A 12,753-nucleotide genomic window follows, 5' to 3' on the forward strand; every position below is an offset into this window, starting at 1 on the left:
TCGCCAAAACTAATTGTGGAATGCGTTGTTAGGCCACATTTTTCAATGATGGAAAAATTAATCTTGCGTTATCGAGTCTAACCGAACTTGATAATACATCTACATCTGTAATTGCACCATTAATGCGTATATGCGTTTTTTCAGGGAGCACGGCGAGTTCGCGATAATCATCAAGCTTGACGCTGCACCACACGTATAATGGAAGCGAATATTCTGCATCTGGCTCCGGCATTGATCTGAGTTGTAGTCGCACTAAGCTGTCTTGTTGCTTGGCACTGGAAAATTCTGTATCCCATTCAATCCGTTGCCCTATATATCGTTGAGCAATAGCCTCTCGCTGAAGCGGCGGTGCTGACTCAATAGAAGTTTGAATCTCATTGTGAGTTACAGGTGAAATTCGCTCCATGGCAATTGGAACACTAACCGGTATTTCCTGAGGTATAACCCTGAAAGAACGAGGTTGTTCAATCTGAGTTAATGGCAAGCCTTGGGACTTTCTCTGACCGAAATTTCGAATCCAAAATATTAATGCTCCCAAGACAGGAACTCCAACTCCCGAGAATATCCACTCTTTATTATTGATCACCAATTCAATCATCTACTTCTCCTCTCAACGTAACGATATGACACCCAACGTAATACATACGACAAAAAATGTCGCATAAACGATTGGATCGGCTGCTGCGCTAATCAATCCCAACTCAACGCACCACCCGTTTGATACTCGGTCACGCGCGTTTCAAAGAAATTCTTTTCTTTTTTCAGATCCATCATTTCCGACATCCATGGGAACGGATTATTGGCATTCGGATACAGCGCGTCCAGACCGATCTGCTGGCAGCGGCGGTTGGCGATGTAGCGCAGATATTCCTTGAACATCGGCGCATTCATGCCCAATACGCCACGCGGCATGGTGTCTTCCGCATAACGGTATTCCAAGGCTACGGCCTTTTGCATTAATGCGGCAATTTCTTCGCGGAATGCTTTGGTCCACAGATGCGGGTTCTCCATTTTGATCTGGTTGATCACATCAATGCCAAAGTTACAGTGCATCGATTCATCGCGCAAAATGTATTGATACTGCTCGGCCGAACCGGTCATTTTATTTTGCCGACCGAGCGCCAGAATCTGCGTAAAGCCCACATAAAAGAACAGACCTTCCATGATGCAGGCAAACACAATCAGGCTTCTGAGCAACTGTTGATCCGTTTCCAACGTGCCGGTCTTAAAGTGTGGATTCGTCAGCGTGTCGATAAACGGAATCAGAAACTCGTCTTTGTCGCGAATCGAGGATACTTCATGATAAGCATTAAAGATTTCACCTTCATCCAAGCCCAGTGATTCAACGATGTATTGATACGCGTGGGTGTGAATGGCTTCTTCGAATGCCTGACGCAGCAAATATTGGCGACACTCGGGATTGGTGATGTGGCGGTACGTCCCCAGCACGATATTGTTCGCCGCCAACGAATCCGCGGTAACAAAGAAACCCAGGTTACGCTTGACCAGGCGGCGTTCGTCTTCGGTCAGGCCGTTGGGATCTCTCCATAACGCAATATCCCGGCTCATATTGATTTCTTGCGGCATCCAGTGATTCGCGCAGGCTCCGAGATATTTATCCCAGGCCCATTTGTATTTGAATGGCACCAGTTGATTCACGTCCGCATTGCAATTAATGATTTGCTTGTCTTCAACCGAGATGCGGCGGTTGGCGCTGCCAGCAATGGCTTGTTCACCCGTGACATCACTTGCTGCCGCAGCGACAGCGCGAGGTTCCTGGAACAGTGCTTGCGGTTGCGCATCCAAGCCTGAGATAGATGGCATTGCAGCTTTAATTGATTCGTCTTCAAATGTCAGCATAATGGGCTCCTTTTTCCTGATGTTTTTCGATTATTGACATGATTCGCAGCTCTCATCATCGATCGCACAGTATTTGACTTCAACTGTGGATACTTCTACCGCTGCTTTGGCCATACCACCATCGGCAGGCACGGCATTCAACGAGCCTGCACGCACGGTCGATTTCTCCGCCGCAGTGGCGCCCATCGAGCGTAAATAATAGGTGGTTTTCAGACCGCGCAGCCACGCCAGTTTATAAGTTTCATCCAGTTTCTTGCCGGACACGCCTCCCATATAAATATTCAGCGATTGCGATTGATCGATCCATTTCTGCCGCCGCGCGCCCGCTTCAATCAGCCACAGCGGGTCCATCTCAAATGCAGTTGCGTAAAGAGTACGAATATTTTGCGGAATGCGGTCGATTTTACTGATCGCGCCGTCAAAATACTTTAAGTCTGAGAGCATGACTTCATCCCATAGATTAAGCTTCTTCAGATCGTTAACCAGCGATCGATTGGCCATCGTGAATTCGCCGGATAGATTCGACTTAACGTACAGATTCTGATAAGTCGGTTCGATGCTGGCAGAAACGCCCACAATGTTGGATATCGTCGCAGTCGGCGCGATCGCCAGGCAATTTGAATTACGCATGCCGTGAAGTTTGATGCGCTGCCGCAGTGCATCCCAATCCAATGTCGCTGAGAGATCCGCTTCGACATAGCCGCCGCGCTCCTGTTGCAACACCGTCAGCGTATCGTGAGGGAGAATGCCGCGATCCCACAGACTGCCTCGATAACTGCTGTAACAACCGCGTTCTTGCGCCAATTCAGTCGACGCCCAGTAAGCCTGGTAAGCCACAGCCTCCATGGAACGATCAGCAAATTCCACCGCCTCTTGCGAACTGTAAGGAATACCCAGTTGATGCAAGCAATCCTGAAACCCCATGATGCCTAACCCAACCGGCCGGTGCTTCAGGTTGGCATTGCGCGCTTTCGCCACGGCGTAAAAATTGATGTCGATAACATTATCCAGCATGCGCATGGCCACATGAATAGTGCGTTTCAGCTTGTCCATGTCCAGCGCACCGTCCTTCAAATGCGCAACCAAATTGACCGAACCAAGATTGCAAACGGCAATCTCCTTATCGTTGGTATTCAGCGTGATTTCCGTACACAGATTAGAGCTGTGCACAACGCCGATATGATTCTGTGGTGAGCGGATATTGCAGGGATCCTTAAAGGTAATCCACGGGTGTCCGGTTTCAAACAACATGCTCAGCATTTTTCGCCACAATTGTACCGCCGGAATTTTTTTGTATAACTCCAGGTCACCACGCTCAGCCTTGATCTCGTAATTTACATACGCCTGCTCAAATTGCTGACCGAATTTCTCGTGCAAATCAGGAGTATCCGAAGGTGAGAACAATGTCCAATCCCCGCCTTCCATGACACGTTTCATAAACAAATCCGGAATCCATGTGGCGGTATTCATGTCGTGCGTGCGGCGACGATCGTCACCGGTATTTTTACGCAGTTCGAGAAATTCCTCGATGTCCAGATGCCAGCATTCCAGATAGGCACAAACCGCGCCTTTGCGTTTGCCTCCCTGATTAACCGCGACAGCGGTATCTGACACCACTTTCAGAAAGGGCACCACACCCTGTGATTTACCATTGGTGCCTTTGATTCGTGCCCCCATTGCACGCACCGATGTCCAGTCATTACCCAACCCACCCGCATACTTGGCTAGCAGCGCATTTTCTTTGATGGATTCATAAATGCCATCCAGATCATCCGGTACCGTAGTCAGGTAGCACGATGACAGTTGCGAACGGCAAGTACCGGAATTAAACAATGTCGGTGTGGAGCTCATGAAGTCAAAACTCGACAATACCTGATAGAACTCGATCGCACGCTCTTCCCGGTCGATTTCATTCAACGCCAATCCCATCGCCACGCGCATAAAAAAAGCTTGCGGCAATTCAATGCGCTGTTCTTTGATATGCAGAAAATAGCGGTCATACAATGTTTGCAATCCCAGGTAATCAAATTTCAGATCACGATCCGCATCCAGCGCTTCGCTTAATCGAGTCAAATCAAATTGCGCCAGGCGTTGGTCCAGCAAATCGGCTTCTATGCCGCGTTTGATGAAAGTCGGGAAATACTCCTTATATTGCGACTTCATCATCTGCTGAGAAACCTCCGCGCCCAGCACTTCATGACGTACATTATTCAATAACAAACGTGCCGTGACATAACTATAAGCAGGGTCTTTCTCAAACAACACGCGCGCCGACAAAATTACAGATTTCCTGACTTCTTCGATAGGTACGCCGTCGTACAAATCCTTTAATGTGGCTTTCAAAATCAATGAAGAATCAACGGCATCTCCCAATCCTGCACAGGAAGACTCAATCAATGCAGATAATTTAGCCACATCCAGTGGCATTCTTTGCCCGTTATCCGTCACATACAGTAGTTCAGTCGCTGTCTCTGCCGTTGATTTTTGCTTCAGCTTAGCTCTTTCCCGCGTACGTTCTTCGCGATACAGCACATAAGCGCGTGCCACATCGTGTTCGCCGGAACGCATTAAAGCCAGTTCAACTTGATCCTGAATATCTTCGATATGAAAAGTACCGCTATCGGGCTGCCGGCGCAGCAAAGCATTCACTACGTCCTGAGTTAAACTGGCCACTACTTCACGCACTCGAACCGATGCAGCACCCTGACCGCCATCGACTGCGATAAAAGCTTTCGTCAAAGCCACCGAGATCTTGCCGGGTTCAAACGCGACCACGGCGCCATTGCGGCGAATAACTCGATGCTGTGGAAAGCGGGAATTTTGTGTCGACATATCGATAGATTTTGAAGTTCCGGATACAGGCTTGAGATTGGTATGTTCTGTCGCAAGTTGCATTGATGATTCCTCCTGGCTGATTTTTCATCAAATAGAATACAAAATTCCATAGATTCAATGAAATAGTGTTATTCTCAAAAAACCACTATATATAGTGGTTAATGTTCATTATTACAGCACCAATGGTACACCACAAATTATTTTATTGCTGCAAATTTTTTAATTTTTTGCCGGAAAGAAAGAAAATTACAGCAACTTTTGGCTAACCTTTAATCCGATCAACGAGTTGGAAAATGTTATTTTATACACAACCAGAAGTGCCTAGTTGATGTGAAGATGTATTATTGAATCCATAAAGAACAAAAATTTATACAGCAGAATCCACAGAGTCAACGGCAAAGTAAAAGAAGCGGCTTTTCGCAACATCAGAGACCGGAATTATGTGCCGATAAAGTGCGGAGCGAAGTTCTCTGCGACTATTAGCCGGGAATTGGGTCGCAACTGTAGTCAACGCGAGTATCGTTCCCAGAAGGCACATCAGCTTGCATTATAGATCCGATCACCTGATGTTTCGTCGGTGAATTTACTCAAACGGAATTAAAATAACGCATCTATAATTCCGCCTTGAGCAATGATTCAAACTTCATGTAATCGATCAAAAGTAAATTTTTCTAATCTCGATATGTAATAGAGTGTTAACAATGAAAAAATATATTGTTTTGGTTTCAGCAATTCTGGGGTCAGCCAGTATCATGGCCGAAGGAATCAATTGTACCGCCTTGCCGGAATGGAGCGATCCGATCGATGACTATCGGTTGAATCAACGCCATGTGTTTTGCGGCGAGGCAGGTAAGAAAGACAGGGCAAAAGGATTTCACGCCATGCCGGATAGTCATGCCCCCTCCCATTACCTCAGCTCGCATCCAGCTGATCCCGCCAATAGGGCCGGTATTTATACATTGAAACAAATCGAACTAACGTTCGCGGGTAAACAGTATGTGAAATCTTTTAGTTCCATGTTTCCAGATCATTGCAGTCAGGCGCAGATCAGCAAGTCGATCGTTTATTCGTTAATTAATAAAACCGGCGTCTGCGCCAGTCCGAACTGGGCATCATGCGGTCCCAATGCGCCGAAGAACGGTGGCAGTGAATACTGCCTGGGAACGAATGGATTCAATTTTGACATTGCCACAGCTGTACTACCCAATGACAAAAGCAGAATTAATACCGGTTTTCCAATATACAGGCCATAAGAGAATATGAATCAGGAGTCTTTTACCTGGCGTGGCTATGATGAGGGCCTACCTGCTCATCGTACCTTGCAGGGATTTCTGGTGATGGATGTGCAGTACTCATCCCGACATGCCGACGAGTTGCTTGCAGGAATCCAAACCTATCTGCAAGGCAAGCGTGAACAGTTCGACGGTAGCGGTAACGGCTATGAATTCGAGTGCCGCCCCGAAGGATTGTATATCGATTGCCTGTACGAAGGGGATCCTGATACGCCAATAACTGTCGAATACAGTACCGTATTACAGGCACTCACTGAGTGGTCGCAAATGTGCAAAAACCTTTAATGATTTATTGACAAAAGGCATGCGGTCTATCGGTTGGTTGGGATTTTTCCAAAAATATCATCCATACACAAAAAGATAAGCGTACTTATGTCGATAAATTGCAGGAATTGCCAGAAAAAATCCACCGTATAAAAAACCCCACTGAGCCTATCACACCAGTAATTTATCCAATTGATTGGCAAACGATTTACGGTCATTTTGACTTAAAGAAGCTTGCCCGCCGGTATCAACACCGCTGTTGCGTAAGGCTTCCATGAAATCGCGCATGCTTAATCGTGCGCCGATGTTTTCCTTGGTATACAGTTCACCCCGAGGGCTCAGCACAAAACCATCTTTTCTGATGACTTCCGCGGCCAGTGGAATATCACTGGTGATCACCAGATCCCCGCTTTCCAGACGTTTGACAATTTCATTGTCCGCCACATCAAACCCGGCTTCCACCTGTTGCATGCGGATGAAGGGTGAAGTGGGTATATATACGGGATGATTGGCAATCAGTATTAAGTGACTACGAGTTCTTGCAGCTGCTCTAAACAAGATTTCTTTGATGACAACAGGACATGCATCCGCATCAACCCATATTTTCATGCATCATCGTCCGAATCAAATTAATGTTCATTGGAATTTCTTTGGTCACTCTTCAACGCTTGCGGCAATGCAGCCTTTAAATAATAAAACATCGACCATAACGTTAACACTGCGGCAATATAAATCAACCATGTGCCAATTAGCTGCGAATCAAAACGTTCACCGATATTTTCATAATATAGCAACAGCGGGATTGCAATCATTTGCGATGTAGTCTTGATTTTACCGAGGAACGATACTGCGACACTTTTGGATTGACCGATCTGCGCCATCCATTCACGCAACGCAGAAACGGTAATTTCTCGCCCGATAATGACTAATGCGATTGGAGCATCCAATCGACCTAAATAAACCAGCACAATCAATGCAGCACAAACCATTAATTTGTCAGCCACTGGATCCAGAAAGGCACCGAATGCTGATGTCTGATTCAACACCCGTGCCAGATAGCCATCCAGCCAATCGGTAATGGCTGCGCCAGCAAAAATTATTGTAGCAACGAGGTTCTGATTAGTCGGCGATAACCACGAATGAGGCAAATAAAAAATGCCCACAAATAACGGAATCGCCAGAATGCGTAACCAGGTTAATAAATTAGGCAGGTTATAGGGCATGAATTGGTACTTGAAAATAAATTGTAATGGAGTTAATGCAATTCTCGATAGATTTTTTCTGCCAGCTTACGGCTGATTCCTTCAGTTTGTTGCAATTCTTCTATGCTTGCAGTCAATACACCCTTCAACCCACCAAATCGCCCTAGCAAACGCTGTCGGCGCTTAGCACCGATACCGTCAATACTTTCCAGGCTGGAGCTGGTTCTGGTTTTGCTGCGCCGACCCCGATGGCCTTGAATCGCAAAACGGTGAGCTTCATCACGGATTTGCTGGATTAAGTGCAATGCTGCATGTTCACTTGGCAATTGTAACGGCTTTTCGAATAACGGAGAAATCAATTGCTCAAGTCCGGGCTTACGGTGTTCACCTTTGGCCACGCCCAGTAATCTGGCATCGTAAATGCCCAATTCCTGCAAAGCTTCCTGTGCTGCACTCACTTGTCCTTTGCCGCCATCAATCAGAATCAGATCGGGTAATTGACCTTCGCCGCTGACCACTTTCTGATAGCGTCGGGATAGCGCCTCACGCATTGCCGCGTAATCATCGCCAGGTGTAATCCCTTCGATGTTATAGCGACGATATTCGTTATTGCGCATGGCATAATTGTCGTATACCACGCACGAGGCCACAGTAGCTTCACCCAAGGTATGGCTGATGTCAAAACACTCAATACGCTGCAAGCCGGGCATCTGCAATTCCTGCTGCAATGCCACTAAGCGCTTTTCCTGGCTGGCGTGACGACTCATCATCTGTTTCAATGCCAAACGAGCATTTTCAGTTGCCATATCAAGCCAGACGCGCTTCTCACCGACTGGATTGAGCTGCAGTGTAATTTTATGTCCGCACTGCTCAGTCAATAAGACTTGCAATGCTTCGCGTTCGATTTTTTCGCCCAGAATAATCAATGGAGGTGCGCTACGATTCAGATAATGCTGCGCCAGAAATGCCTCGACCACGTTCGCTGCGCTGTAGTCATCTGCATTTTGTGGAAAAAAGCTTTTATCCCCCAGATGCCGTCCTCCTCGAATCATTGCCAGGTTGACGCACACTTTCCCAGAACCATCCGATGATAACACGCAAGCTACCACATCAGCATCAAGCGCTTTTCCGCTATCGACAAACTGTTTCTCACGAATACGGCGCAACGCCTGGATCTGATCACGCAGCAATGCCGCCTGTTCATACTCCAATCGTTCGGAAGCCTGTTGCATCTTGACATTGATCACTTCCATCACTTCTGTTTGCTTGCCTTGCAAAAACATCTCGGCATTTTTGATATCGGTTAGATATTCTTGCTGGCTGATCTGACCAATGCACGGACCGCTACAACGCTTGATCTGATACAACAAGCAGGGTCGTGTGCGATTACTGAAAACGCTGTCTTCACAGGTGCGCAGCCGAAAAATTTTTTGCAGCAATTGAATGCTTTCACGCACAATGCCAGCGTTGGGATAGGGTCCAAAATACTGATGCGTTTTATCCAACACGCCGCGATAAAAGCCTAAACGTGGATACTCGTGCCCACTCAATATCACATAGGGATAGGATTTATCGTCGCGAAAGAGGATGTTATAGCGCGGCTTCAGACTTTTGATCAGATTGTTTTCCAGCAGTAACGCCTCGGCCTCCGAGCGCGTTACTGTGGTTTCGATTCCGGTCACCTGCGACACCATCAACTGAGTTCTAGGCGCCAGATTGCTTTTCTGAAAATATGAAGCAACGCGTTTTCTCAGACTGACCGCCTTGCCGACATAGATCACCTCACCTTTGAGGTTGATCATGCGATAAACACCCGGTTGCAGCGGCAAGTTGCTACAAAATTCCTTGGGATCAAAACCGCTATTCGACAAACTGCTTAATCTCCGCTGCCTAATAATTTTCCTGCCACGGCCCAATTTTCGTCAGGCAATTCGTCAAAGCTGATGTAAGTATATGATTTCGGTTTATTCGCAACACGCTCCAGTGTATCGGTTAATTCAGTTGCAATCTGTTGCTTTTGCTCGCGGGTCAATGTGCCAGCGACACGAATATTGACATATGGCATAAAATGCTCCTTGTGGTTGATTGTGTTATTTTTTGATATCGGCAACAATTTTAGCAAACACTTGCGAAAACATTTCTGCAGTCAAGCGTTTGGTCTGCGTATTGTAGCGGCTGCAATGATAGCTGTCATAAAGTCGCAGATCATTGCCTGATGATGACGTTACTGCGTACACCGCACCATGCCCAAACGGATAGTTTTTCGCTTTTAGCTGCAAGCTCATTAAAACAGCTTGATGCGCCACCGTACCCAGTACCAGCACAGCAATGCCGCCATTTTGCACAAATTGATTGATTTCAACCGACAGATATTGGTTACACTGCCTGATTTCCTGGGGGATTGGCTTGTTTTCCGGTGGCAGACACTTCACCGCATTAGTAATGCGGCAATCCACCAATTGCAACCCATCATCCGCTGAAACCGAGTCATTTCGAGTAGCAAAACCGAATCGATGCAAGGTCTGATACAACAAAATTCCAGCAAAATCTCCGGTGAACGGCCGTCCGGTACGATTTGCGCCATGCATACCGGGCGCCAGTCCTACGATTAAAAGCTTGGGTGCGGCATCGCCAAAAGCAATCACCGGACGTGCATGATAATCTGGATATTGAATCTTCACGGTCTGCAGAAAATCGGACAAACGCGAGCATTGTTGACAGTTCAAAATAGCCTGATCAAGTTCGCACGAGAAAACATCAGTCATAATTGAAGACAGCTAAATAGTCAAAAAGGATATTGTATGCGCACCAGCCCAATCGAGGATTAAATTTTTGTTGAACCAATCGTTTTTATCGTTGACTAGAAATTGACGTTTCCAGCCTAAGAAGGTATAGTGTCGCCTTTTCCGGGGTGTAGCGTAGCCTGGTAGCGCGCCTGGTTTGGGACCAGGATGTCGGGAGTTCAAATCTCTCCACCCCGACCAATTTTTAGCCCTGATATTTAGAGCAAACCCGACTTGGTGCCCGTAGCTCAATCGGATAGAGCACCAGCCTTCTAAGCTGGGGGTTACAGGTTCGATTCCTGTCGGGCACGCCATAAATATTTCTTCAACGTGAGGTTACTTGCCTATTCAGTTTGTGCAGAATAACCGCAACATGTATTTCTATGGTGGCTGTAGCTCAGCTGGTAGAGTCCCGGATTGTGATTCCGGTTGTCGTGGGTTCGAGTCCCATCAGCCACCCCAAAAAATCAATAAGTTACAAAATATAAATATAAATTTCCTAAGAAAAAATCATAAATTTCCTAAGATGGAAATTTTGAGGAGGCTTGATACAGAAATTGGATCAACTCACTCTTGGAATTCCAGTAATCAGTACCCTTCTTGTCGCATTTATTGATACTACAAATGCTTAAAATAGATGAGCTGATAAAATGGCAGCTTTTCTTTCGCCCACATCGATCGCAATACCTGCAGCATTGATTGCCGTTAAAGTATATTCAATTGCATTCTGGATCGATGGTAGATTGAGATCCACTTCGGTTGTTCTTGGATCATCAAGGATGGACCAGAAATCATCGATAAGCGCATCTGATGCCCTTAGCTCCTTGGCTTTGACACGTTCTGGCGATGTAAAAAGTAATTTAAACTTTATTACGCCAACTGTTTGAAAAACTTCCGTTTCCGCGCTATTGTTAGATTCACCGGCGGACCATTGGTCATTGGCAAATACCCAACCGGCCTCAACATTATTCGGAACTTCCTCGAATTGTGCAGCAATATCATGATGGAAGTATTCAGCTGGATCACCATCAATAACGTCAACAGCCACATTATTAACCAATCTCGCAAATTTACTCATTATTTGGGCTCACTTTTAGTTTGTATTCACCGCACCACCCGCTATCAAGCATTACCGGAAAGTGCGAATAAACTTGATCTCCAACAGCAACCGGAACGGCTGGATATCTACGACAAACCCCCGCCCCTTCATCTGTTGGCAAGAAAAATCGGCATGATTTGCAGTTTTCTTCCATTGTTACCACTCTACGATAACCATACCTTGACCGCCAGCGGCGCCAGTTGCACCGGAAGAATTTCCGCCGCCACCGCCACCAATTCCACCTTTGCCGCCGCCATTAGCTGATGAACCTCCACCACCTCCGCCGCCAACACCTCCATCGCCTCCTGTTGTGCCTCCAGAATTATAGCCTCCACCTGCACCGGGACCGCCTTTGCCGCCGCCACTAGCCGCCGATCCACCACCGCCAGTAAAACAATCAAAAGGAAATCTAATTGTTGCTCCGATGGGATTTATTCCGCCAGGACCGGATGTTGTGAGCGCTCTTACTCCAGATATATCAGCGCCGCCGTCACCAGTTAATATAAGACTGCTAAATGGACTGGCTCCGCCGGTTGAGGCAGCACCCGTGCTTCCTCCTCCCACTGCTCCGCCGCCCGATCCAGCACCGGCAAATGACGACCCCCCTTTTCCAAGCTGAGATCCAGCGCCACCGCCGCCGCTTCCTGCCTGCGCCCCGGACGATCCGCCGGTAGCCTGGAAATCACCACCAGTGCCTGTTCCACCTGCCGCCGAAACTGTTCCCGCACTTGCCGCCCCACCTGTTGCTGATATCAGAGAACTGAATGAACTGGTTCCCCCAGCCGTGGGTGAGGCTCCGCCAGCACCACCGGCTCCGACAGTAACTGCGTAACTATTTCCAATAGTGAGATCAAATTCTCCATGCGCGTACCCGCCGCCGCCACCTCCAGCGCCAGAGTCTCTACCACCTCCGCCACCACCAACCACACGAACACGAACCCTTGCAGCTGGCGCAACAAAATTACCTGATGCACCAAAAACTTGCCACAATCCATTCCCGAACTCGCCCATGTATCCGGCGCCAACGACTTTAGTCGCACTAATAGGGTTGCTCGCCGCTGCAGGGCTACCGCCACCGCCACCACCCTCACCACTTAGAAATCTCATCTTATGCAACCTCCTCAAAAGCCGTTACTCGCGCAATGCAAGTCGCGGTATCGGCAAACAGAACAATTCTTTCTCCCGGACCTACTATTTCACCAGTTAACTTATAAATTCCATGAGCCGGTATTATCATATTCTCATCTTCTATCAAGTCAGCAGTGGTTGGAGTTGCTGACGTGGAGATAAAAACCTTCAAGTGCGAAGAAACAGCACCATTATTTACAACGTTAATGCTGCAGGTTCGCACCGTTCCCGCTGGCGTCGCGCCGGTATCCCGGTTTGAGCCGTTGGGCAGCGTGCCTGACCATACTTTG

At 47.4% G+C, this 12,753-nt stretch carries 13 protein-coding genes and 3 tRNA genes; 5 read left to right on the forward strand and 11 right to left on the reverse strand.

The window, feature by feature from the left end; all coding sequences use genetic code 11:
- Window positions 1-28: 28 nt before the first annotated feature.
- The 3 genes from C7H79_RS11970 to C7H79_RS11980 form a co-directional block, all read right to left on the reverse strand.
- Complete coding sequence (locus tag C7H79_RS11970; RefSeq protein WP_106707489.1) at window positions 29-598, reverse strand: hypothetical protein; 570 nt, start codon at window positions 596-598, stop codon at window positions 29-31.
- Between the two features lie 92 nt (window positions 599-690).
- On the reverse strand, window positions 691-1,860 hold the full coding sequence (locus tag C7H79_RS11975; RefSeq protein ID WP_106707490.1) for a ribonucleotide-diphosphate reductase subunit beta: 1,170 nt from the start codon (window positions 1,858-1,860) through the stop codon (window positions 691-693).
- Window positions 1,861-1,890: 30 nt separating this feature from the next.
- Window positions 1,891-4,755: a ribonucleoside-diphosphate reductase subunit alpha gene (locus C7H79_RS11980; protein ID WP_106707491.1), complete on the reverse strand. Its 2,865-nt coding sequence runs from the start codon at window positions 4,753-4,755 to the stop codon at window positions 1,891-1,893.
- A 641-nt stretch (window positions 4,756-5,396) separates the two neighbouring features.
- Between C7H79_RS11980 and C7H79_RS11985 the strand changes: the two genes are divergently transcribed.
- Window positions 5,397-5,948, forward strand: a complete 552-nt coding sequence (locus C7H79_RS11985; RefSeq protein ID WP_106707492.1) for an EndoU domain-containing protein — start codon at window positions 5,397-5,399, stop codon at window positions 5,946-5,948.
- Between the two features lie 6 nt (window positions 5,949-5,954).
- A complete protein-coding gene (locus C7H79_RS11990) occupies window positions 5,955-6,272 on the forward strand; it encodes a hypothetical protein (protein ID WP_106707493.1) in 318 nt (105 codons plus the stop codon).
- A 150-nt stretch (window positions 6,273-6,422) separates the two neighbouring features.
- On the opposite strand, the gene C7H79_RS11995 is transcribed toward C7H79_RS11990, so the two are convergent.
- From C7H79_RS11995 to C7H79_RS12015, 5 genes are read right to left on the reverse strand one after another with little or no spacing between them, the layout of a single operon-like run.
- A complete protein-coding gene (locus C7H79_RS11995) occupies window positions 6,423-6,860 on the reverse strand; it encodes a YaiI/YqxD family protein (RefSeq protein ID WP_106707494.1) in 438 nt (145 codons plus the stop codon).
- 20 nt (window positions 6,861-6,880) lie between these two features.
- On the reverse strand, window positions 6,881-7,474 hold the full coding sequence (gene pgsA, locus C7H79_RS12000; RefSeq protein ID WP_106707495.1) for a CDP-diacylglycerol--glycerol-3-phosphate 3-phosphatidyltransferase: 594 nt from the start codon (window positions 7,472-7,474) through the stop codon (window positions 6,881-6,883).
- Window positions 7,475-7,506: 32 nt separating this feature from the next.
- Window positions 7,507-9,324 carry an excinuclease ABC subunit UvrC gene (gene uvrC, locus C7H79_RS12005; protein WP_106707496.1) on the reverse strand — a complete coding sequence of 606 codons (1,818 nt, stop codon included), beginning with the start codon at window positions 9,322-9,324 and terminating at the stop codon, window positions 7,507-7,509.
- Between the two features lie 5 nt (window positions 9,325-9,329).
- Entirely contained in the window at window positions 9,330-9,518 is a 189-nt protein-coding gene (locus C7H79_RS12010; protein WP_106707497.1) for a tautomerase family protein, read from the reverse strand.
- A 25-nt stretch (window positions 9,519-9,543) separates the two neighbouring features.
- On the reverse strand, window positions 9,544-10,218 hold the full coding sequence (locus C7H79_RS12015) for a uracil-DNA glycosylase (protein WP_106707498.1): 675 nt from the start codon (window positions 10,216-10,218) through the stop codon (window positions 9,544-9,546).
- A gap of 142 nt (window positions 10,219-10,360) precedes the next feature.
- Between C7H79_RS12015 and C7H79_RS12020 the strand changes: the two genes are divergently transcribed.
- The 3 genes from C7H79_RS12020 (at window position 10,361) to C7H79_RS12030 (ending at window position 10,698) form a co-directional block, all read left to right on the forward strand.
- Window positions 10,361-10,437 (forward strand) — tRNA-Pro (locus C7H79_RS12020).
- Window positions 10,438-10,473: 36 nt separating this feature from the next.
- Window positions 10,474-10,550, forward strand: a tRNA-Arg gene (locus C7H79_RS12025).
- Between the two features lie 72 nt (window positions 10,551-10,622).
- Window positions 10,623-10,698, forward strand: a tRNA-His gene (locus tag C7H79_RS12030).
- Window positions 10,699-10,864: 166 nt separating this feature from the next.
- Here the strand turns inward: C7H79_RS12030 and C7H79_RS12035 are convergent.
- From C7H79_RS12035 to C7H79_RS18010, 3 genes are all read right to left on the reverse strand, one after another.
- Entirely contained in the window at window positions 10,865-11,314 is a 450-nt protein-coding gene (locus C7H79_RS12035) for a hypothetical protein (protein ID WP_106707499.1), read from the reverse strand.
- A gap of 177 nt (window positions 11,315-11,491) precedes the next feature.
- A complete protein-coding gene (locus C7H79_RS19355; RefSeq protein ID WP_309477329.1) occupies window positions 11,492-12,442 on the reverse strand; it encodes a hypothetical protein in 951 nt (316 codons plus the stop codon).
- Window position 12,443: 1 nt separating this feature from the next.
- Window positions 12,444-12,753 (reverse strand): hypothetical protein (locus tag C7H79_RS18010; protein ID WP_172592430.1); only part of this gene is annotated, 310 nt, incomplete at its 5' end.

The organism is Nitrosomonas supralitoralis (assembly GCF_003011925.2).
In the GTDB taxonomy this organism is placed as follows: Bacteria; Pseudomonadota; Gammaproteobacteria; order Burkholderiales; family Nitrosomonadaceae; genus Nitrosomonas; species Nitrosomonas supralitoralis.